Raw genomic sequence first — 23,194 nt, 5'->3', positions numbered from 1 at the left:
CACAGGTTTTGCCTGTGACCACCAGGAACGGTAGTCCAGTCCATGTCCCTTGAAATCGTGATTCTCGCCGCCGGCCAGGGCACCCGCATGCGTTCGGCCCTGCCCAAGGTCCTCCATCCCATTGCCGGCAAGCCGATGCTCGGCCACGTCATCGACTGCGCGCGCCAGTTGCAGCCGGAACGGATCCACGTGGTGATCGGCCACGGCGCGGATCTGGTGCGTGAGCGGATGGCCGCCGACGACCTGAATTTCGTGCTCCAGGCCGAACAGCTCGGTACGGGCCATGCGGTGGCCCAGGCCCTGCCGTTCCTCAGTGCAGACCAGGTGCTGATCCTCTACGGCGACGTGCCGCTGATCCAGCTGGACACCTTGCAGCGCCTGCTGGCGCAAGTCACCCCGGACCAGTTGTCGTTGCTCACCGTCGACATGCTCGACCCCACCGGCTACGGCCGCATCGTCCGTGACGACCAGGGCGCGGTGCAGGCCATCGTCGAGCACAAGGACGCGACCCCGGCGCAGCGCCAGATCGGCGAGATCAACACCGGCATCCTCGCGGTGCCGGGCAAGCGCCTTGCCGACTGGCTCGGCCGCCTGTCCAACGACAACGCACAGGGCGAGTACTACCTGACCGACGTGATCGCCATGGCGGTCGGCGACGGCCTGGTGGTGGCCAGCGCCCAACCGCTGGACGCGATGGAAGTGCAGGGCGTCAATGACCGCATGCAACAGGCCCAGCTGGAGCGTCACTACCAGCGCCTGCGCGCGGAGGAGCTGATGCGCCAGGGCGTGACCCTGCTCGATCCGCAGCGCCTGGATGTCCGTGGCGAAATCTCGGTCGGCCGCGACGTGCTGATCGACGTCAACGTGGTGCTGGAAGGCCGCGTGGTGATCGAGGACGACGTGCGCATCGGACCGAACTGCGTGATTCGCGACAGCGTCCTGCGGCGTGGCGCGGTGATCAAGGCCAACAGCCACCTGGAAGGCGCGGAGCTGGGCGAGGCTAGCGATGCCGGTCCGTTCGCCCGCCTGCGTCCGGGCAGCGTGCTCGGCGCTCGGGCCCATGTCGGCAACTTCGTCGAACTGAAGAATGCCCGCCTCGGCGAGGGCAGCAAGGCCGGCCACCTGAGCTACCTGGGCGATGCCGAGCTGGGCGCCAACTGCAACATCGGCGCCGGCACCATCACCTGCAACTACGATGGCGCGAACAAATTCCGTACCGAGCTGGGCGACGATGTGTTCATCGGCTCGAACAACTCGCTGGTGGCGCCGCTGAAGATCGGCGATGGCGCGACGACCGCGGCCGGCTCCACCATCACCCATGAGGTTCCGGCGAAGAACCTGGCCTTCGGCCGCGCCCGGCAGAAGAACCTGGAAAACTGGAAGCGCCCGGAAAAAATCAAGAAGTAACGGAGCGGCACGGATGCCGAAGCCTGCGAAATGGATCGTGCTGGGGCTGCTCATAGCCGGGGCGGTGCTGCCCGAATGGCCGCGGATACCCGTCGAAGGCGCCAGTGCCCGCGACTGGAATCCGCGAACCTTCTGGTTCGAGCCCTGGGGGCGCTCCGGAGTGCACAAGGGCATCGACATCTTCGCCCGCAGCGGCACCCCCGTACGCTCCGCCAGCTACGGCCTGGTGCTCTATCGCGGGGAGATCGCCCTCGGCGGCAAGGTCGTCCTGGTGCTGGCGCCCAAGTGGCGCCTGCATTACTACGCCCATCTCGATAGCCTCGACACCTATCCGGGCCAGCCGGTCCTCGCCGGTTCCCGCCTGGGTGCGGTCGGAACCACCGGCAACGCGCGCGGCAAGCCGGCCCACCTGCACTACGCGATCATCACCTTGCTGCCCTATCCCTGGCTGGCCGACGCCAGCACCCAGGGTTGGAAGAAAATGTTCTACCTCGATCCCAATACGGTGCTGCCGAGCCGATGAAAAGTCATTGACGGGAATCGCCGGATAAGTTTTGATTCGCACACTTTTCTTTCGAAACGAAACTTAAGTGATCTCGAAACGTAATACGCCGCAACGTCGCCATGCCATCCTCGCGCTGCTTTCCGAGCAGGGCGAGGTCAGCGTGGACGCACTCGCCAAGCGCTTTTCCACCTCGGAAGTGACCATCCGCAAGGACCTCGCCGCCATGGAAAGCCACGGCCTGCTGTTGCGTCGCTACGGCGGTGCGGTGCCGATGCCGCAGGAACTGATCGGCGAAGCCGCACAGCCCGTCTCGCCCTACAAGCAGGCTATCGGTCGCGCCGCCGCGGCGCGCATCCGCGAGCATGCGCGGATCATCATCGACAGTGGCAGCACCACCGCGGCGATGATCCCCGAACTCGGGCACAAGCCGGGCCTGGTGGTGATGACCAACTCACTGAACGTGGTCAACGCCCTGCGCGAACTGGAGCACGAGCCGGTGCTGCTGATGACCGGGGGGACCTGGGATCCGCATTCCGAGTCGTTCCAGGGGCAGGTTGCCGAGCAGGTGCTGCGTTCCTATGACTTCGACCAACTATTCATCGGTGCCGACGGCATCGATCTCGAACGCGGGACGACCACGTTCAACGAATTGCTGGGCCTGAGCCGGGTGATGGCCGAGGTCGCCCGCGAGGTGATCGTCATGGCCGAGGCCGACAAGGTCGGTCGGCGCATTCCCAACCAGGAATTGCCCTGGAGCAGCATCCATACCCTGATTACCGACGAGCGCCTGGAACCTTCCGCGCGCGAACAGATAACCGCCCGGGGCGTCACGCTGATCTGCGCCCCGGTCGAGGCCTGAAAGGAGAAAGACCCCATGTGTGGAATCGTAGGCGCGATCGCCGAGCGCAACATCACCCCCATCCTCATCGAAGGCCTCAAGCGCCTCGAGTATCGCGGCTACGACAGCGCCGGCGTGGCGGTCTTCGATAACGAAGGCAGGCTGCAGCGCTGCCGCCGGGTCGGCAAGGTCGCCAGCCTGGAGGAAGGCCTGGCCGGTACGCCGCTGCTCGGCCGCCTGGGCATCGCCCATACCCGCTGGGCGACCCACGGGGCGCCAACCGAAGGCAACGCCCACCCGCATTTCTCCAGCGACGAACTGGCGGTGGTGCACAACGGCATCATCGAGAACCACGAACCTCTCCGTGAGCGGCTCAAGGGCCTGGGCTACGTGTTCACCTCGCAGACCGACACCGAGGTCATCGTCCACCTGCTGCATCACAAGCTGCAGTCCATCGGCGACCTGACCCTGGCGCTGAAGGACGCGGTCAAGGAATTGCACGGGGCCTATGGCCTGGCAGTGATCAGCGCGGCGCAGCCGGACCGCATCGTCGCCGCCCGCAGCGGCAGCCCGCTGGTGATCGGCCTCGGGCTTGGCGAGAACTTCCTCGCTTCCGACCAACTGGCGCTGCGCCAGGTGACCGATCGCTTCATCTACCTGGAAGAAGGCGACATCGCCGAGATCCGTCGCGACAGCGTGCGCCTGTGGGATGTCCAGGGCAACGACGTGCAGCGCGAGACCGTGCAGTACCACGAAGGCGCCGAAGCCGCCGACAAGGGCGAGTACCGGCACTTCATGCTCAAGGAAATCCACGAGCAGCCCAGCGTCGTGCAGCGCACCCTGGAAGGCCGCCTCGGGCAGAACCAGGTAATGGTGGAAAGCTTCGGCCCGCAGGCGGCGGAGCTGTTCGCCAAGGTTCGCAACGTGCAGATCGTCGCCTGCGGTACCAGCTACCACGCCGGCATGGTCGCCCGTTACTGGCTGGAAAGCCTGACCGGGATTCCCTGCCAGGTGGAGGTTGCCAGCGAGTTCCGCTACCGCAAGGTCGCGGTGCAGCCGGATTGCCTGTTCGTCACCATCTCCCAGTCCGGTGAGACCGCCGACACCCTGGCTGCCCTGCGCAACGCCAAGGAGCTGGGCTTCCTCTCCAGCGTGGCGATCTGCAACGTTGCCACCAGTTCGCTGGTGCGCGAATCCGACCTGACCCTGCTGACCCAGGCCGGCCCGGAAATCGGCGTGGCCTCGACCAAGGCCTTCACCACCCAGTTGGTCGCCCTGCTGCTGCTGACCCTGGGCATCGGCCAGGTGCAGAAGCGCCTGGCCGATGGCGTCGAAGCCGAGCTGGTGGACGAACTGCGTCGTCTGCCGACCCGGCTGGGCGAGGCGCTGGCGATGAACCGGACGGTGGAGAAGGTTTCCGAGCTGTTCGCCGAGAAGCACCACACCCTGTTCCTCGGCCGTGGCGCGCAGTTCCCGGTGGCCCTGGAAGGCGCGCTGAAGCTCAAGGAAATTTCCTATATCCATGCCGAAGCCTACCCGGCCGGCGAACTCAAGCATGGCCCGCTGGCGCTGGTGGACAGCGACATGCCGGTGGTTACCGTGGCGCCGAACAACGAGCTGGTGGAGAAGCTCAAGTCGAACCTGCAGGAAGTCCGCGCCCGCGGCGGCGAACTGGTGGTGTTCGCCGACGAAGGCGCGGGCATCGAGGCCGGCGAGGGCACCCATGTGGTGGGCATGCCGCACATCGGCGACGTGCTCTCGCCGATCCTTTACACCATCCCGTTGCAATTGCTCTCGTACCATGTCGCCGTGCTCAAGGGCACCGACGTCGACCAGCCGCGCAACCTGGCCAAGTCGGTCACCGTCGAGTAACGCCGGCCGCGTACCCGAGAAGCCGGGGCAGGCATGCGGCCCCGGCGCTCGCGACGCCCGCCGTCAATCGCGCAACGGCAGCGCCTCGTCGCTCCTGCGGCTGGCGAACCAGTCCAGCACGGTGAACCAGGCGCCGATCCCCAGGCCGATGCCCAATACCCACAGGGTGGCGGGCGGCCCCTTCAGCTCCAGCAGTCGCACAGCCAGGGGCACGCTGGCGAGAATGGCGATGTTGTTGAACGTCTCGGCGAACGACAGCACCATGCCCTTGTCCGGCCCGGAGCGCGAGGCGAGTACCACCGTGCCCGCCGGCGCGCCCAGGCCCAGCGCGGCGCCCCAGGCGCCCAGGCAGAAGAGCGCCACGGGCAACGGTAGCGGCAGGAGCATGAAGGTCGACATCGATAGCACCAGGAGCGCCAGCACCAGCAGGAGCATGTCTTCGTCGCGCTTCAGGTAGCGCCGCAGGTAACCCGCGGCGAGGTTGCCCACGGCCAGGCCCACGCCGAAGGCGGCGATGCTGATGCCTATCTGCGCGGTGCTGAAGCCGTAGCGCTGGCGCAGCACCTCTCCCGAGAGAAGCAGGCCGGCGACCCCGGTGCCGTTCCAGGCACCCTTGGCGATCAGTGGCCTGAGGATGCTCCATTGCCTGCACCAGCCCAGCGCGTGGCCCTCGGCGCGCGGTGCCACGGCTTGCACGGGAAGGCGCTGGCGCGCCATCAGGAAGACCAGCACGCAACCGCACGAGACCATCAGGAAGGGCGCCGCCCAGCCGAAGAAGTCCGAGAGGAGGCCGGCCAGTGCCGGGCCGGCGGCAATGCCGAGGGTCATGCCGAGCATCACCTGGCCCATGGCACCGGCCTGTCTTTGCGGGGCGACCACTTCCGCGACCAGGGCGAAGGTGGTCGGGATGATGATTGCCGAGGCGATGCCCCCGATTACCCGCAGGACGACGGCAATTTCCAGGGTCGGGGCGATGACGATGGCCAGAGTATCGACCGCGAAGAGGATCAGGGCGAGCAGCAGCAGCTTCCTGCGTTGCATGCGGTCGGAGAAGTAGCCCAGCAACGGCGCGGCGATCGCATAGGAGAACGCGTAGCTGGAGATCAGCCAGGCGGCGCCGCTGGTGGTGGTGTGGAACGCCTGCGCCAGCGGCCCGAGCATGGAGGACAGCATGAACTCGGTCACGCCGACGAAGAACACGGCCATCGACAGGGCCAGCAGGAACAGGCCGTCGAGCTTCTGTGAAGGCGGGGAAATTTTCTGGTTCATGATGTTCTCTTTGGCTGAATGAGCGGACGAACGCCAAGGGGGCGCCGGCTCGCGGAGCCGGCGCCAGGGCCAGGGATGAACCGCTCGGGCTATGGAAGGGATGGTTGTGTGGCTGGTGCGGGAACGGCGGGGAGAAAAGAAGGGAACGAAGCGAGATTCCGGGCGCCAGTGCACGATTTCATCGAAGAAGGCTTCGGAGTATCGCCGCAAGCGGAACCGCCCGGGCTTGGGAGCGCAGGAGAAACTACCCTATCGGAACGTTAGCCGAATTCTGCTCTCCTGCCGGATATCGCGACATTCGCCCCGGTTTGATTCCCACTTTGGATTGATACTCGGACCAGACCATACCCGGCAACAGGTCAGCGGAACGGTTTCCAGAAGCGCTCCAGCGCCGCCGCCAGCAGTTCCGTATCGCCGCGCGAGTCGCCCCAGGCGCGCAGGGAGTATTGGGTCAGCGGACCGTAGTGCCGCTCCAGGCGGCAGACTTTCTCGTCGCGCCGGCAGTTGCGGCCGACGATCCTGCCGGTCAGTACGCCGTCTACCACTTCCAGCTCGGTGGCGATCAGGTGCACGCCGAGCTTCTCGGCGAACGGCCTGAGTAGCAGCGAAGGGGAGGCGGAACAGATGGTCACGGTGCTGCCGCTGCTGACCTGGTCGGCCACCGCGGTCAATGCGTGGGGACGCATCAGTGTTTCCCAGAAGCGGTTCTGGTAGGCCAGCGCCCGCTCTTCCAGCACATGTACGGGCACATCGGTGAGGAAGGTGGCGATCAGGCGCGCCTTCAGGTCGTCGCGGCCGATACGCCGGCAGAGATAGGCCAGGCTGGGTCCTGCCATGCGCAGCATGCGGCGGACGAACACTCGGTTGCCGAAGGCGAAGCGCAGGAAGGGCACGAAGCTGTCTCGGTATGTCAGCGTACCGTCGAAGTCGAACACGGAGAGAAAGCGTACTTCGCGTGTTTCGAGGGACACGGTCTCGTTCATCGGCGTTCCTTATATCGCTTCCTTTCCTTTGACACGGACTATGCGTCGTTCCGTTATTGCAGCAAGGGAAAGTTTGTATATCAAAACTGTCAATTATTCATAGGCAGACTGGCTGCTAACCTGAATCCGAGTGTTCAGGGGTTTTGCATCGATAGATAGGAGGCTAAGTAGCCGATAGCAAAACTCTATCAAGGTACTGGACTATAGTGATTCCGTCTTGTGACCAGGAGGTTTGGCATGATTGCACAGCTCCCCTCTGAGTTGCTGTCCCTGCAACTGCCGTTGCGGATCCGCATCGGCGATGCTCAGGCGTTCGATCTGGGGCCGGATCCACAGGTAACCATGGTCATTCGCGATCCCTCGCTGCTAACCGAGATCACCCATCCCAGCCTCGATGCGCTGGGCAAGGCCTACGTCGAGAAGCGTCTCGACATCGAAGGACCGATCAGCCAGGTCATCGGTATCGGCGATGCCCTCAGCGAAGCGCTCGGCGAACCCGATGGCGGCGCGCCGCCGGTTCGCGAAAGCCACGACAAGGACACCGACGCCGAAGCCATCCATTACCACTACGACCTGTCCAACGATTTCTACCAGCTCTGGCTGGATCCGGAAATGGTCTATTCCTGCGCTTATTTCGAGACCGGCAAGGAAGACCTCGCCACCGCGCAACTGGCCAAGCTCCGTCACCTGTGCCGCAAGCTGCGTTTGCAGCCGGGCGAGAAGCTGCTCGATGTCGGTTGCGGCTGGGGGGGCCTGGCGCGCCTGGCCGCTCGCGAGTTCGGCGTCGAGGTCACTGGCATCACATTGAGCAAGGAGCAGCTGGCGCTCGGGCGGAAGCGGGTCAAGGCCGAAGGCCTGGAGGACCGGGTCACCCTCAAGCTGCTGGACTACCGCGACCTGCCGCGCGATGGTCGCTTCGACAAGGTGGTCAGCGTCGGCATGTTCGAGCACGTCGGGCACGCCAACCTGGGGCTGTACTTCCAGCAACTCTACGATGCGGTGCGTCCCGGCGGCCTGGTGATGAACCACGGCATCACCTCGCGCTACACCGACGGCCGCCCGGTGGGCAAGGGGGCCGGCGATTTCATCGATCGCTACGTGTTTCCCCACGGCGAGCTGCCGCACCTGTCGCTGGCGGTGGCGCGGATGAGCGAAGCCGGGCTGGAAGTAGTCGACGTGGAAAGCCTGCGTCTGCACTACGCCCGGACCCTGGACTTCTGGAGCGCCAACCTGGAGGCCAGGCTGAAGGAGGCGGCTCGCCTGGTGCCCGAGGAAACCCTGCGGATCTGGCGGCTGTACCTGGCCGGATGTGCCTACGGCTTCAAGCGCGGCTGGATCAACCTGCACCAGATCCTCGCCATTCGCCCCCACGAGGATGGCTCCCACGAGCTGCCCTGGTCGCGGCGCGACCTGTACGCCTGAACGCCGGCGACCGGCTCCCTTGCGGAGCCGGTCGCGCAATCGGTCCTTGCGGATTGTCCTGCGTGGCGGGGCGGTCTAGTCTGCACGAAGTCCTGCGCGGTCGAGGGAAGCCGGGACGCTTCCGCGACAGCGCGACAACAACGATAAGAACAGGAGACTTCCCATGTCGCTGAGCAGACGCTTCGGTCTTTTCACGCTTGCCGCAACGGTGACCTTCAGTACCGCGGTCTTCGCCGCGCCGACCTTCATCAATATCCTCACCGGCGGCACCAGCGGGGTCTATTACCCCATAGGGGTCGGCCTCTCGCAGATCTACGGGCACGATATCCAGGGCGCGAAAACCTCGGTGCAGGCCACCAAGGCCTCGGTCGAGAACCTCAACCTGCTGCAGGCCGGGCGTGGAGAACTGGCGCTGGCGCTGGGCGACTCGGTCGCCGACGCCTGGAACGGGGTCGCCGACGCCGGCTTCAAGGCGCCGTTGAAGAAGCTGCGGGCTATCGGCAATACCTATCCGAACTATATCCAGGTAGTGGCCAGCCAAGCCTCGGGCATCAAGACCCTGGCCGACCTGAAAGGCAAACGCATCTCGGTGGGCGCGCCCAAGAGCGGTACCGAGCTGAACGCCCGGGCGATCTTCAAGGCCGCCGGCCTGAGCTACGAGGACATGGGCAAGGTGGAGTACCTGCCCTACGCCGAGTCGGTGGAGCTGATCAAGAACCGCCAGCTCGACGCTACGCTGCAATCCTCCGGCCTGGGCATGGCGGCCATCCGCGACCTGGCCTCGACCATGCCGATCACCTTCGTCGCGATCCCGGCGGACGTGGTGGCGAAGATCGACAGCCCGGCCTACCACGCCGCGAGCATTCCCGCCGGCACCTACGACGGCCAGGAGCAGGACGTGCCGACGGTGGCGATCGACAATATCCTGGTCAGCCACTCCGGGGTCAGCGACGAGCTGGCCTACCAGATGACCAAGCTGATGTTCGACAACCTGCCGCGCCTGGTCACCGCCCATGCTGCCGCCAAGGACATCGCCCTGGACAAGGCGGCGAAGAACCTGCCGATTCCGCTGCATCCAGGCGCCGAGCGCTTCTACAAGGAGAAGGGCGTACTGCCCGAGTGAGGCCCGTTTCTCCGTAGCCCCGGTCCGTGCGGCGGACTGGGTTCCCCGCGTTTCCGGCTGTAGGGAGTCGATGCATGAGCGATCATCAGAACGGGCTGCACCTCGAGGCGGAAAACTGGCCGCGCGCGCTGTTCGCCGTGGCCCTGGCCTTTTCCGTGTTTCAGGTCGTCACCGCGGCCTTTCCCCTGATTTCCACCCAGGTCCTGCGGGCAATGCACGTCGGACTGCTGTTGCTGGTGGTGTACATCAGCTATCCCGCCTTCGGCATACGTCGCCCCTGGCAGCCGTTGGCCTGGTTGCTGGGCATGGCCGGCCTGGGCACGGCGGTCTACCAGTGGGTTTTCGAGGCCGACCTGATCCAGCGCTCCGGAGAGCTGACCCAGGCCGACATGGTCGTCGGCGTGGTGCTGATCGTCCTGGTCTTCGAGGCGGCGCGACGGGTGATGGGCATCGCCTTGCCGATCATCTGCGCGCTGTTTCTTGCCTATGGCCTGTTCGGCGAACACCTGCCGGGCGACCTGGCCCACCGCGGCTACGGCTTCGACCAGATCGTCAACCAGCTGTCGTTCGGTACCGAAGGTCTCTACGGCACGCCGACCTACGTGTCGGCAACCTACATCTATCTGTTCATCCTGTTCGGCGCCTTCCTCGAGCAGGCCGGCATGATCCGCCTGTTCACCGATTTCGCCATGGGCCTGTTCGGCCACCGGGTCGGCGGGCCGGCCAAGGTCTCGGTATTCTCCTCGGCGCTGATGGGCACCATCACCGGCTCCGGCGTGGCCAACGTGGTCACCACCGGACAGTTCACCATCCCGCTGATGAAGCGTTTCGGCTACAAGCCGGCGTTCGCCGGCGGCGTCGAGGCGACCGCGAGCATGGGCAGCCAACTGATGCCGCCGGTGATGGGGGCGGTGGCGTTCATCATGGCCGAGACCATCAACGTCCCCTACGTGGAGATCGCCAAGGCGGCGCTGATCCCGGCCTTGCTGTATTTCGGCTCGGTGTACTGGATGGTCCATCTCGAGGCCCGCCGGGCCGACCTCAAGGGCCTGCCGCGCGAGCAGTGTCCGAGCGCCTGGGGTGCCGTCCGCGAGCGCTGGTTCCTGCTGATTCCGTTGCTGGTGCTGATCGCGCTGCTGTTCTCCGGGCGCACGCCGCTGTTCTCCGGAACCATTGGTCTGGCGCTGACCGCCATCGTCATCCTTGGTTCGGCGATCATCCTGCGGGTGTCCTCGCTCGGCCTGCGCATCGCCTTCTGGGTGGCGCTGGGGCTGCTCTGCGCGGGGTTCTTCCGCCTCGGCATCGGAGTGATCTTCGTTGTGATCGCGGCCCTGGCCCTGGCCTGCTGGTTCGTCCGTGGCGGCCGGGAAACCCTGCGCATCTGCGTCCGCGCCCTCGCAGAAGGTGCGCGACATGCGATTCCGGTGGGCATCGCCTGCACCCTGGTGGGAGTCATCATCGGGGTGATTTCGCTGACCGGCATCGCCACCACCTTCGCCAGCTACGTGCTCGACCTGGGACGGGAGAACCTGCTGCTGTCGCTGGTCCTGACCATGGTCACCTGCCTGGTCCTGGGAATGGGCATCCCGACCATCCCCAACTACATCATCACCAGCTCCATCGCCGCGCCGGCGCTGCTGGAACTGGGGGTGCCGCTGATCGTCTCGCACATGTTCGTCTTCTACTTCGGCATCCTCGCCGACCTCACCCCTCCGGTGGCGCTGGCCTGCTTCGCGGCGGCGCCGATCGCCAAGGAAAGGGGATTGAAGATCAGCTTCTGGGCGGTGCGCATCGCCCTGGCGGGTTTCGTGGTGCCGTTCATGGCGGTGTATTCCCCGGCGCTGATGCTGCAGGAAGGCGGTTGGGGGGCGACGCTCTATGTCACCTGCAAGGCGGTGCTGGCCATCGGCCTGTGGGGCATGGCTTCCATCGGCTACCTGCAGGGGCCGCTGGCCTGGTGGGAGCGCCTGGTGGCGTTCGCCGCGGGAGCCAGCCTGGTCCTGGCCTTGCCGATCAGCGACGAGCTGGGCTTCGTCCTCGGCGCGCTGGTGATCGGCTGGCACCTCTGGCGCCAGCGTGCGCGCGAGGCGGTGGCGTGATCGCGCTGTGCCTGGGCATGGCCGGCAGCGTCTGGGCGACGCTGCCGCTGCAGTCGTTCACCCTGGCCTGGCAACATACGGTCGAGAAGGTGCTCTGGGAAGAAGACTATCGCCTGAGCGAGCGCGGCCTGCTGCTGGAAGAGGCCCGGGTGCGGGGCAGCGGGGCGGGGATGGAGATTCCCGAGGGCGCCGTGCTGCGTGACGGCGCCTGGCATTACCGCCGTGTGTTGCCGCCGCTGCAACCTTTGCGACTGGGGCGCACGCCGGAGGCCGGCGACTACCGGATCTGCCGTCAGGGGCGCTGCGATGCGCTGGCGCGCTGGATCGGTCCGCCGGACCCTGAGCGCCCGGCGGTCGAACTCTGGGCGTGTCCGATACGGGACCCGAGCGACTGAACGTCCTGTGGATAACCCTGCGACGCCAGTCCACATCCATAAAAACGACGAAGCCGGAGCTGCTTCCGGTCATAAGGAAAACGTCCATGCGTAGCTGTATATCCGTCTTCCGGCCGGCCCTGCTGGCGCTGTTCGTCTCGGCAAGCGGCTCGGCCGGCGCCGACGCGGCTGTGGAAAACCCGCGGATCGGCCGTGCTGCCGATCTCTATGAACTGATCCCGGAATACCAGCCGGACACCTATCGGAACATGGACAAGGTCTATCCGACCCGGGTTATCCACAAGGGGACCAAGGTCCGTCCGCTGCCGGCGGGTGCGGCCATCGCGCCGCGCTACCGGATCGGCGGCGAGGAATACGGCGTCGACGATTTCATGCGGCGCAACCGCGTTGGCGGCGTGCTGGTCCTCAAGGATGGCAAGGTCGCCCTGGAGCGCTACGGCCTGGGCAACGACGAACGCACGCGCTGGACCTCGTTCTCGGTGGTCAAGTCGATCTCCTCGACCCTGGTGGGCGCCGCCGTGCAGCAGGGCCTGCTGGCTCTCGACCAGCCTGTGGACAAGTACCTGCCGAGCCTGGCCGGCTCCGCCTACCAGGGGGTGACTGTGGAGCAGGTCCTGCAGATGAGTTCCGGGGTCCGCTGGAACGAGACCTATCGCGATCCGAAGTCCGACCGCCGGCAGATGTTCGACGCCCAGCTCGCCGAACGTCCCGGTGGCATCCTGCGGCTGCTGGCGAGCCTGCCGCGGCAGTACCCGGCCGGTACCCACTTCACCTACAGCACCGGAGAGTCGCACCTGCAGAGCGAGCTGCTGCACGCGGCGACCCGCATTCCGGTGAGCGACTACCTGTCCGAGCGGATCTGGGCGCGGATGGGCATGGAGAGCGACGGCTTCTGGCAACTGGAATCGCCGGCCGGGCAAGAGATCGGCAGCAGCGGCTTGAGCGCGACCCTGCGCGACTATGGCCGCTTCGGCCAGTTCGTCCTCGAGGATGGGGTGATCGATGGCGAACGTATCCTTCCCGAGGGTTGGGTCGATCGTGCCAGTCGCGTCGAGGCTTCTTCCCACCTGGCCCCGGGCAAGCTCTACGATGGCGAATACGCGCTCGGCTACGGCTACCAGTGGTGGACCTTCCCGGTGGGCGCCAAGGCCCTGCCCGAGCATGACGGCGGCGCCTTCGAAGCCCAGGGCATCTTCGGCCAGTACCTCTACATCAACCGCAAGGAGAAGATCGTGGCGGTGGTCTGGAGCGCCTGGCCGAAGCCGGAGATGGACGATCGCGAGGAGGAGACCTATGCCTTCCTTGGCGCGGCGGTGAAAGCCCTGCGCTAGGGCCGTGGGCGAGCGGATATCCACAGCAGGCTGTGGACAAGTCTTCAGCGGGAAAACCGCAGGGGCAGTCCCTGGCAATCGTCGGACAGGCGTCCCGCGTGCCAGGCGAGCTGCCCGGAGACGATGGTGGTATCGATCCGATGGTGGAATGCCCGGTGGCGGAACGGCGTCCAGTTGCAGCGCGACAGCAGCGGCATGGCGCTGGCCAGCGCCGGGTGCTCCAGTTCGCTGACCAGCACCAGGTCGGCCCAGTAGCCTTCGCGGAGGAAACCGCGATCGGCGATGGCGAACAGTTCGGCGACCCGGTGGCTGGTCTTCGCCACCAGGGTGGCCAGCGACAGCCAGCCTTCGCGGACCAGCTCCAGGAGTGCCGGCAACGCATGCTGGACCAGTGGCAGGCCGGCCGGCGCCTGTGGATAAGCCTGCTGCTTCTCGGCCCAGGCGTGCGGCGCGTGGTCGGTGCCGATCACGTCCAGGCGGTTGCCGGCCAGCGCCCTGCGCAGGGCGTCGCGGTCCTCGCGGCTCTTGATCGCCGGGTTGCACTTGAGCAGATGGCCGAGGCGGGCGTAGTCGCTGTCGTCGAACAGCAGGTGGTGGACGCAGACTTCCGCGGTGATGCGTTTCTGGCACAGCGGCTTGTCCTCGAACAGGGCCAGTTCGCGCGCTGTGGATAAGTGCAGGACATGCAGCAGCGTGCCATGTCGTTGCGCCAGTTCCACCGCCAGGGCGGTGGAACGGTAGCAAGCCTCGGCGTCGCGAATGCGCGGGTGGGCGGCTGCCGGAATACGTTCGCCGAAGCGTTGTCGCCAGCGCGCCAGGTTGGCTTCGATCCGCGGCGTGTCTTCGCAATGGCTCAGCAGCAGGGTCGGAACGCTGGCGAACAGGCGCTCCAGGGTCGGCAGGTCGTCCACCAGCATGTCGCCGGTGGAGGCGCCCATGAACACCTTCACCGCGGCGACCTCGCGTGGATCGAGGGCGGCCACGGTGTCGAGGTTGTCGCGGCTGACGCCGAAGTGGAAACCGTAGTTGGCCACGCTATGGGCGGCGGCGAGGCGCTTCTTTTCCGCCAGCGCTTCGAGGCTCAGCGTCGCCGGGCGGGTATTGGGCATGTCCATGAAACTGGTGATGCCGCCCGCCACGGCGGCGCGGGATTCGCTGGCGATCGAGCCCTTCTGTGGATAACCCGGCTCGCGGAAGTGCACCTGGTCGTCGATCATTCCCGGCAGCAGGTAGCGTCCGGCGGCATCGATCTCCCGGCTGGCGCCGCAGTTCTCCAGGCAGCCGGCGATGCGTTCGATGCGACCGTGGCGGACCAGCAGATCGCCTTCGCGTACCTGCCCCTCGTTGACCATCCGGGCATTGCGGATCAGCAGGCTTTGCATGTTCAGAACTCGTTCTGCAGCGACTTGTAGCCGCGTACCAGGTCGACGTTGGTGCGCGCCACGTCTTCCGAGAACTCGCTGGCGGAAACGCTGACCCGCGGCATGCTCGCCAGGTCGGTGCGCGGACCGATGCGCTCGGTGGACGGGACGTAGAAACCCGCTGGCAGGTCGCAGCCGTCGACCACCGCGTTGTGGCGGACCACGCAGCCATCGCCGACCCGGCAGTTGAACAGCACGCTGTTGAAGCCGATGAAGACCCGGTCGCCGACTTCGCAAGGACCGTGGACGATGGAGCGGTGGGCGATGGAGCTGTGCTCGCCGATGGTCACCGCGGCACCCGACTTGGAATGGATCACCACGCCGTCCTGGATGTTCGAGTTGGCGCCGATCACGATCGGTTGCATGCCGCCGTCGGCGTCGACTTCGTCGGCACGGATCACCGCGTAGGGACCGACGAAGACGTTGGCCTGGATGATCACCTTGCCGCAGATGATCGCGGTCTTGTCCACATAGGCCGATTCGTCGATCACCGGCAGGTCGCCGGAGGGATTCTTGCGGATCATGCGGCACCTCGCTGCCAGTGGCTTTCGGCGACGGCGTCGTGGGCATGCAGGCTTTCCGCATGGACGACCCGTATGGAGAACCGGCTCGCCTGTGGATAACCCAGCAGGGCGCGGTGCAGCCGGCGCACCGCGTCTTCGCAGAACATCAGGTTCTGCCCGTTGGCGAGGGCGAAGGCCTGCTCGTCGGCGCGTTTCACCGCAGTCTGCACCGCGGTGCCGAGGGCGCTTTCGCCGAGATCCGCCAGCTCTTCCAGGGGCAGTCCGACGCAGTCTTCCGCCAGGCCGATGCGCAGGTGCGCGCTGCTGCGCTGGCTGTGCGGGGTGGCGACGATGCCGGCGCTGCTGCCGAGCCAGGCGAGCACGCTGGCATGATCGAGCGGCTGTCCGGCGAAGTCCTGGTCGAAGCGCTCCTGGATCAATTGCCGGGCCAGTGCCGCCGAACAGGGGCAGGTCGAGGAGTAGGTCAGCTCGAGATGGACTTCGGCCTGGAAGTCATCGCCTTCCAGGCGCGTGTCCAGCACCAGTGGATAACGTTTCCAGCCGCTCAGCGGGCTGACCAGCGCCGGACGCCGCAGCAGCGGCGCGAGGCGCAGGCGCAGGTAGGCGCGACGCGACAGGCCGGCGTGGCTGTCGAGGAAGCGTTGCAGGACGGCGCGCAGGCGGGAAAGGTCCAGCTCGCCCTGTTCCAGTTCGGCCAGCGCCAGGTAGAGGCGCGACATATGGATGCCGCGGGCCTGCGGGTCGTCCAGGCTGACACCGGCATCGGCTTCGGCGGCGACCCTCTGCCCGCCGATCTGCACGGGGAGGGCGATGCCCTGCATGCCGACCCAGTCCAGGGGAAGATCGGCGGTGGTGGTCTGGCGGGCAATATCGGGAAGCGTCAAGGCATTCATGGAGAACTCGAAGAAGGGCAGGCAAGGCCTGGAAATGGCTTGAATGTTATAATATAACGTATTAGCTAATGCCGACCCTTGCAATCGGGTATTTCGTCGATGAAGCGCCGTCGCCTCCTGCAAAGCCTGCTCGCCGGCCTGGCCCTCCAGCCGTTCCTGGCCGCCAGCGCCAATGTACGAATCCGCCAGGCCCGGGCCTGGAATTCCTCGGAAAGCTGGCGCCTGGTGCTGGAACTGGACGGCCCGCCGCGTTATCGAACCTTTTCCCTGCAGGCCCCCGAGCGGTTGATCCTCGACCTGCCCGACGCGCAATTGCTCGCAACGCTCTCCGAGCTGCCGCTGGACGGCCCCGTGCGCGCCATCCGCAGCGGCCAACTGGGTGGCGGCGGGACGCGCATCGTCCTCGACCTGCGCCAGGCGGTCAGGCCGCGCAGCTTCGCCCTGGAACCGCAGGCAGGAAAGGGCCATCGCCTGGTCCTGGACCTTTATCCACAGGCGCTGGCGGCTCCCCCCGAGCCGATGCTGGCGCTGGCCCGCCCGCTACCCTCGACGGGCCGCGACATCCTCGTGGTGGTCGATGCCGGCCATGGCGGCAAGGACCCCGGCGCGGTCGGTAGCAAGGGCGAGCGCGAAAAGGACGTGGCGCTGGCCATCGCCCGCCTGCTGGCGCGGCGGATCGACCGCGAGAAAGGCTTCAAGGCGCGCCTGGTGCGCAACGGCGACGTGTTCGTCCCGCTGCGCAAGCGGCCGGAAGTGGCTCGGCGCTACAACGCCGACATGTTCGTCTCGGTGCACGCCGACGCGGCGCCGCGACTGACCGCCTCCGGCGCATCGGTATATGCCCTCTCCGAGCATGGCGCCAGCTCGACCATGGCGCGCTGGATGGCCGACCGCGAGAACGGCGCCGACCTGATCGGCAACAGCGGCAACCTGCCGCTACAGGGCCGCGACAAGGTACTCGCCGGGGTGATCCTCGACATGGCCCTGAGTTCGACCATCGCCAGCAGCCTGGACCTCGGCCACAGCGTTCTCGGCCAGTTGTCGGACGTCACCGCGCTGCACCAGAAGCGTGTCGAGCAGGCCGGCTTCGCCGTGCTCAAGTCGCCGGACATCCCTTCGATCCTGGTGGAGACCGGCTTCATCTCGAATCGCGGCGATTGTCGCCGGTTGATGGACGAACGCCATCGCCAGCGCCTGGCCGAGGCGATCTTCGCTGGCGTGCAGGGCTACTTCCGGCAACGCCCTCCCGCCGGCAGCTACCTGGCGGCGCTCAGCGCGCAGCCTCCCGGCTAGGGCCTTCGCTGCAGCCGCTGACCCGCCCGCAGGTCAGGCGTTGGCGCTGGCCCGATGAACTGCTCAGGCGGCTGACGCTGGTCCAGCCGATGTTGCGGCTGAGGCCGACCCAGATTTCCCCGTCGCTGGCGATGCCGCTGAAGAAGGTCAGGCGCCCGTAGCGCGTATTGGTCTGGGCCCAGCGTCGTCCGCTTGCCGCGTCGTATCCGCGCAGCCAGGTGTCGTTGCCGCCGGTGGCGACGCTGTAGTGGTTGCCCAGCCGATCCATGCAGGCCAGAACGGTGCGCAGGTAGGCGCATTCCGCCGGGCGGGTGCCGGGAAGAAAGCCCTGCGCCTGTGCCGCCGGAGCGAGCAGCAGGAGGGCCAGGCAGTAAAGGCGGAGGACGCGGCGCATCGGTGGATCCCGGGATGACGTGGGCCCAGGGTAGCCGGAAGGCGATTGGCGGGCCATCGATTGTGGTGTTAATTGTTATAGTATAACGTTTTAAATTTCCCAGGTTCAGCCTATGACCGAACAGGAACTGCTTGCCCAGCCCGACGCTGCCTACATGGACGAAGCCCAGCAGGACTTCTTCCGCGACCTGCTGCTGCGCCAGCGCCAGGAACTGCAGGCGCGCATCGAAGGCGAATTCGGCGAGCTGCGCGATCTCGAACGCCCCAGCGACGAGGCCGACCTGGCTTCCCGCGAGGAACAGCGGCAATGGCAACTTCGCCTGCTGGAGCGGGAGAAGAAGCTGCTCGACAAGATCGACGAAGCGCTGGAGCGCCTGGCCCGCGGCGACTACGGCTGGTGCCAGGAAACCGGCGAGCCGATCGGCCTGCGTCGCCTGCTGTTGCGTCCCACCGCCACCCTCTGCATCGAGGCGAAAGAGCGCCAGGAGAAGCGCGAACGCCACGTGCGGCACAACTGAAGAGGTTACCAACCGTGAACCAACGCCTACCTGTCACCGTGCTGTCCGGCTTTCTCGGCGCCGGCAAGAGCACGCTGCTCAACCATGTGCTGAAGAACCGCGAGAACCGCCGGGTTGCGGTGATAGTCAACGATATGAGTGAAATCAATATCGATGGCAGCGAAGTCCAGCGCGATGTCAGCCTGAACCGCGCTGAAGAGCGCCTGGTGGAGATGAGCAACGGCTGTATCTGCTGCACCCTGCGCGAAGACCTGCTGGAAGAGGTTGGCCGTCTCGCCCGGGAAGGCCGCTTCGACTACCTGCTGATCGAGTCCACCGGGATTTCCGAGCCGATGCCGGTGGCCGAGACCTTCACCTTCCGCGACGAGCTGGACCGCAGCCTGTCCGACGTGGCGCGACTGGATACCATGGTCACGGTGGTCGACGGGATGAATTTCCTCCGCGACTACCAGGAGGCCGCCAGCCTGGCCAGCCGTGGCGAAACCCTCGGTGAGGAGGATCAGCGCTCGATCACCGACCTGCTGATCGATCAGGTCGAATTCGCCGATGTGATCCTGGTCAGCAAGATCGACCTGATCTCCAGCGAGCAGCGCGAGGAACTGCTGGCGATCCTGCGCCAGCTCAATGCCGAGGCGGAGATCCTGCCGATGGTGATGGGTCAGGTGCCGCTGGCGAAGATCCTCGATACCGGTCGCTTCGATTTCGATCGCGCGGCGTCCGCGCCGGGCTGGCTGAAGGAACTGCGCGGCGAGCACCTGCCGGAAACCGAGGAATATGGCATCGCCTCCATGGCCTACCGGGCGCGCCGTCCGTTCCACCCCGCGCGCTTCCACGCCTTCCTGCACAATCCGCTGAAGCAGGGGCGGCTGCTGCGCTCCAAGGGCTTCTTCTGGCTCGCCAGCCGGCCCCGCGAGGCCGGCAGCTGGTCGCAGGCCGGCGGCCTGATGCGCTACGGCCTGGCGGGCCGCTGGTGGCGCTTCGTGCCGACCGGACAGTGGCCACAGGACGAAGAGGGTCTGCGGGCGATCATGCGGCACTGGGAGGAAGGCGTCGGCGACTGTCGCCAGGAGCTGGTTTTCATCGGCCAGAACCTGGACTTCACGGCCCTGCGCGCAGCCCTCGATGCTTGCCTGCTGGATGACGCCGAGATGAACCTGGGCATCCCGGGCTGGCAGGGCCTGGACGACCCCTTCGAGGACTGGGGGCACGCCGCATGAGCGTACTGCCACAGGAAAGTCCGTTGCCGCGCCAGGCGTTCGGCGAAGCCCCCCAGGTGCTGGCCGAGGTGCTTCGCGACGGGGTCAACCTGGCGGTCTGGACACGCCGGTTGAACCCGGCGCTGCGCGACTTCGCCGCCGCCCTGGTACGCAACCGGCCGGGACTGGCGCTGAGCCAGACGCTGGAGATGGAAGAGGAACGGCTACCCGCCTTGGACGGTCTGCTCGACGCGCAGCAACTGCCGGGACAAGCCGATTTCCTCGACGACCTGGGCTGGCTGGTCGAGGCCTTCTTTTGCCTGACCGGGGCGCGGCGTATCGGCCTGCGCCTGCGCGTTCTGGATAAACCGATGTGCCCGCGTTTCCACGTCGACCACGTGCCGCTGCGGCTGGTCACCACCTACCAGGGCGCTGCCAGCGAATGGCTGGACGAGTCCGGCCTGGACCGTCGGCTGCTTGGCGGAGCACAGGCGGAAGTTGTCGATGAACAGCTTATCCATAGCTTGTCCACAGGCGACGTGGCGCTGCTCAAGGGCGAACGCTGGGAGGGTAACGAAGGTGCCGGCCTGGTGCATCGCTCGCCGCGAGCGGAGCCCGGGCTGGCGCGCCTGCTGTTGACCCTGGACTGGCTTGCCTGAGCCTGTGGACAAGTGTCTTTCGAGGAATAAAAAAAGGCCATCCGCAGATGGCCTATCACCAAAAAGTCGTCCTACCTTGGGGATGGGGACGAAGGGTGCTGAGGTACCCGACTCCCATTTAGCCCGGACGCTGTGACAGGCTGATGACGCGCTCAGGGCTTTTTCGCGGCGCTAGGCTCTTCCCAGCGGCCTTGGCTCTGGCTGGCGCAGAACGGCTCCAGGTAGCGTGCGTCGGTCGCGATGCCGTAGTAGAAGATGTCCTGCCGATAGGGCGCGTTGGGTACCCTGGCGTCGCGGCAGACACCGAAGGCGCCCGTCGGACACTCCTCGGCGAACGCCACCTCGACCTTCTGGCCCTGCAGTTGTGGCTGGCAGAAGCCTTCGCGGAACAGCTTGGCCGGGATGCTGCGGTTCTGCTGGCAGACCTTCACATCGAGATTCTTCGCCTGGCTATGGACGATGCAGGCTTCGGCCAGGGCCAGGCCCGGCAGGCAGGACAGGAAGAACAGGAACGGACGCATGCGAGGACTCCATTGCAGACGGGCGCGACTCTAGCACGGGGCCTGGCTCCCCGCAGGCAAGGACCGCATTGATCCACAGGCTTTCACATTCCGGTTGCGCAGATGCTTCGAGAGATACCCACACACCTGATCGGCGGCCCCCTGGGGGCCGGCAAGACCAGCCTGATCCGCTCGCTGCTGGCGCAGAAGCCGGCGGGCGAGCGCTGGGCGGTGCTGGTCAACGAGTTCGGCGAGATCGGCCTGGATGCCGCGCTGCTGGCCACGGACGTCGACGGCGTGGCCATCGGCGAGGTGGCGGGCGGGTGCCTCTGCTGCGTCAATGGCGTGCCGTTCCAGGTGGGGCTCGGTCGCTTGTTGCGTCGGGCACGACCGGACCGGCTGTTCATCGAACCCTCCGGGTTGGGACATCCGCTGGCGCTGTGGAAGCAGCTGCAGGCTCCTCCCTGGTCCGGCGTCCTGGCCCTGCAACCCCTGGTAGTGGTGCTGGATGCCGCCGCGCTGGCCTCCGGCCAACCGCTGCCGGAGGCACAGGAACAGGCGCTGGAAGCGGCCGGCATGTTGCTGCTGAACAAATCCGAAGCGCTCGACGCGACGCAGCGCTGCGCCGTGCGCGCGCGCCTGCCGGTCCTGCCGTTGCGCTGGAGCGTGCGCGGCCACCTGGCATTGCGCGATCTGCCGACCAGCGTTGCCGGGGAAGGTAGCGCGACGACCTGGGCGGCCCTGCCGGACGCGCCTGCTCAGTTGGGAACGGTGCTGCCCGCCGAGCGACCGCTGCGCGCCGTGCGCGAGCAGGACGGCCAGTTGGCCATCGGCTGGCGGCTGGCGCCGTCGGTGCGTTTCGATCGGGTCGCAGTGGACGCCTGGCTGAGCCGTTTGTCCGGACTGCGGCGGGCCAAGGCGGTGCTGCATTGCGCGGACGGTTGGTATGCAGCGAATGCCGCGCCGTTTGTGGATAACTGGGGCAAGTCCTCGTGGCGGCGGGATAATCGGCTGGAACTGATCCTCGCCGCAGGCGCGGATGAAGAGGCGCTCGAAGAGGCGTTCCTGGCGTGTCGGATGGTCGCGGAATGATCCGCCAAGGTTGCCCTGAGGACGCGACTGAATGATAATAATTATCAGAAGACTCTACTTCCTTACCTTTCACTTCTCCGCAGGTCGCCCTCATGTCGCCACAGCCTTCACGGTCGCCTGACCGTTTTTCGCTGGCCGCGCTCGCCGAAGACCACCCCACCGCTCCCGCCCAGGGAGACGAAAGCGAGTCCCTGCCATGCGTGAATGCCCAGCGCGGAGAACCCAACCTGCGCGTGGTGGACTGCTCCGGTGCGCGCCGCGACGAGGAAGTGGCGGTCGAGGAAGTGCTGATCCCCTACGCCCATGGCAGCGATCCCGACGACGTCCCCGGCGAGCCGCCCAAGTCGCGCTGGTGGCTGTCTTCCGGCGCGGCGGTGGCGATGCATGTGGCGATCATCGGTGCGCTGGTGTGGGTGATGCCGACCCCGGCCGAACTCAACCTTGGCCACGGCGAACTGCCGAAGACCATGCAGGTGAATTTCGTCCAGCTCGAGAAGAAGGCCGAGCCGACCCCGCAGCCGCCGGCTGCCGCGCCGGAACCGACGCCGCCGAAGATCGAGGAACCCAAGCCGGAGCCGCCGAAGCCGAAGCCGGTGGAAAAACCCAAGCCCAAGCCGAAACCCAAGCCCAAACCGGTGGAAAACGCCATTCCCAAGGCCAAGCCGAAGCCGGAACCCAAACCCAAGCCGGAACCCGAGCCGAGCACGGAAGCATCCAGCCAGCCCAGCCCGTCCAGCGCCGCGCCGCCGCCCGCGCCTACCGTCGGGCAGAGCACGCCCGGCGCGCAGACTGCGCCCAGCGGCTCGCAAGGCCCGGCCGGCCTGCCCAGCGGCAGCCTCAACGACAGCGACATCAAGCCGCTGCGCATGGATCCTCCGGTCTATCCGCGGATGGCCCAGGCGCGGGGTATCGAAGGCCGGGTGAAGGTGCTGTTCACCATCACCAGCGATGGCCGCATTGACGACATCCAGGTGCTGGAGTCGGTGCCGTCGCGCATGTTCGACCGCGAAGTGCGCCAGGCCATGGCCAAGTGGCGTTTCGAGCCGCGTGTCAGCGGTGGCAAGATCGTCGCCCGCCAGGCGACCAAGATGTTCTTCTTCAAGATCGAGAAGCGCCGCTGAGGCGGTTCGCCGACAACGAAAAGAGCCGCGCCTTCGAGCGCGGTTTTTTTATTCCCGGTAGGTCTCGCAGACGGGGCCTCGCTGCCTGGGGACGGCAGGCCCCTTGCGCTGTTCCGCCGTGGGAACGCGAGGAGATCGGCGTTTACGCGCCAAGGTTCCAGCCCCGCCGGAATGACGAGCCGCAGGGTGAATAACCGCTTGCGGTTATCCGCCGTGGAACGCAGGGGCACCGGCGGATTACTCCGCCGGCGTTGCGTGCCCTAGGGTTCCGGTCGGGATGCCGTGCCGTGGACCAACAGCCGGCGGGTGTGGGGAAATCGGTTGCCGCGCCAAAAAGCAG

22 protein-coding genes are annotated in these 23,194 nt (G+C 66.4%); 15 read left to right on the top strand and 7 right to left on the bottom strand.

All coding sequences use genetic code 11. The annotated features are described in order from the left end of the window. Positions 1-42: 42 nt before the first annotated feature. The 4 genes from glmU (at position 43) to glmS (ending at position 4,622) form a co-directional block, all read left to right on the top strand. Positions 43-1,407 carry a bifunctional UDP-N-acetylglucosamine diphosphorylase/glucosamine-1-phosphate N-acetyltransferase GlmU gene (gene glmU, locus M6E97_RS24865; RefSeq protein ID WP_023098281.1) on the top strand — a complete coding sequence of 455 codons (1,365 nt, stop codon included), beginning with the start codon at positions 43-45 and terminating at the stop codon, positions 1,405-1,407. Between the two features lie 13 nt (positions 1,408-1,420). Continuing rightward, positions 1,421-1,930 carry a M23 family metallopeptidase gene (locus M6E97_RS24860; RefSeq protein WP_031756778.1) on the top strand — a complete coding sequence of 170 codons (510 nt, stop codon included), beginning with the start codon at positions 1,421-1,423 and terminating at the stop codon, positions 1,928-1,930. Between the two features lie 67 nt (positions 1,931-1,997). Beyond that, a complete protein-coding gene (locus tag M6E97_RS24855) occupies positions 1,998-2,771 on the top strand; it encodes a DeoR/GlpR family DNA-binding transcription regulator (protein WP_003458389.1) in 774 nt (257 codons plus the stop codon). Positions 2,772-2,786: 15 nt separating this feature from the next. Next, on the top strand, positions 2,787-4,622 hold the full coding sequence (gene glmS / locus M6E97_RS24850; RefSeq protein ID WP_003097120.1) for a glutamine--fructose-6-phosphate transaminase (isomerizing): 1,836 nt from the start codon (positions 2,787-2,789) through the stop codon (positions 4,620-4,622). A gap of 63 nt (positions 4,623-4,685) precedes the next feature. On the opposite strand, the gene M6E97_RS24845 is transcribed toward glmS, so the two are convergent. Together M6E97_RS24845 and M6E97_RS24840 are read right to left on the bottom strand one after the other, a co-directional pair. Next, on the bottom strand, positions 4,686-5,891 hold the full coding sequence (locus tag M6E97_RS24845) for an MFS transporter (RefSeq protein WP_023098280.1): 1,206 nt from the start codon (positions 5,889-5,891) through the stop codon (positions 4,686-4,688). 359 nt (positions 5,892-6,250) lie between these two features. Further along, the gene (locus M6E97_RS24840; protein ID WP_003097106.1) at positions 6,251-6,874 is read right to left on the bottom strand and encodes an HAD-IB family phosphatase; all 624 of its coding nucleotides are present in this window, start codon (positions 6,872-6,874) and stop codon (positions 6,251-6,253) included. A 237-nt stretch (positions 6,875-7,111) separates the two neighbouring features. Between M6E97_RS24840 and cfaB the strand changes: the two genes are divergently transcribed. The 5 genes from cfaB (at position 7,112) to M6E97_RS24815 (ending at position 13,244) form a co-directional block, all read left to right on the top strand. Then, positions 7,112-8,296 carry a C17 cyclopropane fatty acid synthase CfaB gene (gene cfaB / locus M6E97_RS24835; RefSeq protein ID WP_003109143.1) on the top strand — a complete coding sequence of 395 codons (1,185 nt, stop codon included), beginning with the start codon at positions 7,112-7,114 and terminating at the stop codon, positions 8,294-8,296. A gap of 163 nt (positions 8,297-8,459) precedes the next feature. Beyond that, the gene (locus tag M6E97_RS24830; RefSeq protein ID WP_003097103.1) at positions 8,460-9,419 is read left to right on the top strand and encodes a TAXI family TRAP transporter solute-binding subunit; all 960 of its coding nucleotides are present in this window, start codon (positions 8,460-8,462) and stop codon (positions 9,417-9,419) included. A gap of 74 nt (positions 9,420-9,493) precedes the next feature. Beyond that, positions 9,494-11,518, top strand: coding sequence for a TRAP transporter permease (locus tag M6E97_RS24825; protein ID WP_003097101.1), 2,025 nt, complete (start codon positions 9,494-9,496; stop codon positions 11,516-11,518). Next, the gene (locus tag M6E97_RS24820; RefSeq protein WP_009316047.1) at positions 11,515-11,913 is read left to right on the top strand and encodes a DUF1850 domain-containing protein; all 399 of its coding nucleotides are present in this window, start codon (positions 11,515-11,517) and stop codon (positions 11,911-11,913) included. Before M6E97_RS24825 ends, M6E97_RS24820 begins: the two co-directional genes overlap by 4 nt. A gap of 86 nt (positions 11,914-11,999) precedes the next feature. Continuing rightward, the gene (locus tag M6E97_RS24815; RefSeq protein WP_003109141.1) at positions 12,000-13,244 is read left to right on the top strand and encodes a serine hydrolase domain-containing protein; all 1,245 of its coding nucleotides are present in this window, start codon (positions 12,000-12,002) and stop codon (positions 13,242-13,244) included. Positions 13,245-13,288: 44 nt separating this feature from the next. Here the strand turns inward: M6E97_RS24815 and M6E97_RS24810 are convergent, their stop codons facing one another. From M6E97_RS24810 to folE2, 3 genes are read right to left on the bottom strand one after another with little or no spacing between them, the layout of a single operon-like run. Continuing rightward, positions 13,289-14,626 (bottom strand): dihydroorotase, encoded by a 1,338-nt coding sequence (locus M6E97_RS24810; protein WP_003097095.1) that lies wholly within the window; start codon positions 14,624-14,626, stop codon positions 13,289-13,291. Positions 14,627-14,628: 2 nt separating this feature from the next. Beyond that, complete coding sequence (locus M6E97_RS24805) at positions 14,629-15,189, bottom strand: hypothetical protein (RefSeq protein ID WP_003099663.1); 561 nt, start codon at positions 15,187-15,189, stop codon at positions 14,629-14,631. Then, positions 15,186-16,082 (bottom strand): GTP cyclohydrolase FolE2, encoded by an 897-nt coding sequence (folE2, locus tag M6E97_RS24800; protein WP_033938259.1) that lies wholly within the window; start codon positions 16,080-16,082, stop codon positions 15,186-15,188. The genes M6E97_RS24805 and folE2 overlap by 4 nt, the downstream gene beginning before the upstream one ends. Positions 16,083-16,181: 99 nt before the next feature. On the opposite strand from folE2, the gene M6E97_RS24795 reads away from it, so the two are divergent. Then, positions 16,182-17,375, top strand: a complete 1,194-nt coding sequence (locus M6E97_RS24795) for an N-acetylmuramoyl-L-alanine amidase (protein WP_003097089.1) — start codon at positions 16,182-16,184, stop codon at positions 17,373-17,375. Here the strand turns inward: M6E97_RS24795 and M6E97_RS24790 are convergent. Further along, the gene (locus M6E97_RS24790) at positions 17,353-17,769 is read right to left on the bottom strand and encodes a hypothetical protein (RefSeq protein WP_003097088.1); all 417 of its coding nucleotides are present in this window, start codon (positions 17,767-17,769) and stop codon (positions 17,353-17,355) included. The two genes, M6E97_RS24795 and M6E97_RS24790, sit on opposite strands and share 23 nt — an antisense overlap. 112 nt (positions 17,770-17,881) lie before the next feature. Between M6E97_RS24790 and dksA the strand changes: the two genes are divergently transcribed. From dksA to M6E97_RS24775, 3 genes are read left to right on the top strand one after another with little or no spacing between them, the layout of a single operon-like run. Continuing rightward, on the top strand, positions 17,882-18,286 hold the full coding sequence (gene dksA, locus M6E97_RS24785) for an RNA polymerase-binding protein DksA (protein WP_003097086.1): 405 nt from the start codon (positions 17,882-17,884) through the stop codon (positions 18,284-18,286). Positions 18,287-18,300: 14 nt separating this feature from the next. After that, the gene (gene zigA, locus M6E97_RS24780; RefSeq protein WP_003097084.1) at positions 18,301-19,503 is read left to right on the top strand and encodes a zinc metallochaperone GTPase ZigA; all 1,203 of its coding nucleotides are present in this window, start codon (positions 18,301-18,303) and stop codon (positions 19,501-19,503) included. Next, the gene (locus M6E97_RS24775; protein ID WP_033938257.1) at positions 19,500-20,141 is read left to right on the top strand and encodes a DUF1826 domain-containing protein; all 642 of its coding nucleotides are present in this window, start codon (positions 19,500-19,502) and stop codon (positions 20,139-20,141) included. Before zigA ends, M6E97_RS24775 begins: the two co-directional genes overlap by 4 nt. 152 nt (positions 20,142-20,293) lie before the next feature. Here M6E97_RS24775 and M6E97_RS24770 read toward each other — a convergent pair whose 3' ends face one another. Beyond that, on the bottom strand, positions 20,294-20,662 hold the full coding sequence (locus M6E97_RS24770; protein WP_003097081.1) for a hypothetical protein: 369 nt from the start codon (positions 20,660-20,662) through the stop codon (positions 20,294-20,296). 102 nt (positions 20,663-20,764) lie between these two features. Between M6E97_RS24770 and M6E97_RS24765 the strand changes: the two genes are divergently transcribed. Further along, entirely contained in the window at positions 20,765-21,733 is a 969-nt protein-coding gene (locus M6E97_RS24765; RefSeq protein ID WP_003122315.1) for a CobW family GTP-binding protein, read from the top strand. A 92-nt stretch (positions 21,734-21,825) separates the two neighbouring features. Next, positions 21,826-22,854, top strand: coding sequence for an energy transducer TonB1 (tonB1, locus tag M6E97_RS24760; RefSeq protein WP_003136512.1), 1,029 nt, complete (start codon positions 21,826-21,828; stop codon positions 22,852-22,854). Positions 22,855-23,194 lie beyond the last annotated feature (340 nt).

Origin of the sequence: Pseudomonas sp. B111 (genome assembly GCF_026428275.1) — a bacterium.
GTDB lineage: Bacteria > Pseudomonadota > Gammaproteobacteria > Pseudomonadales > Pseudomonadaceae > Pseudomonas > Pseudomonas aeruginosa.
This window is presented reverse-complemented; position numbering and strand designations above follow the sequence as displayed.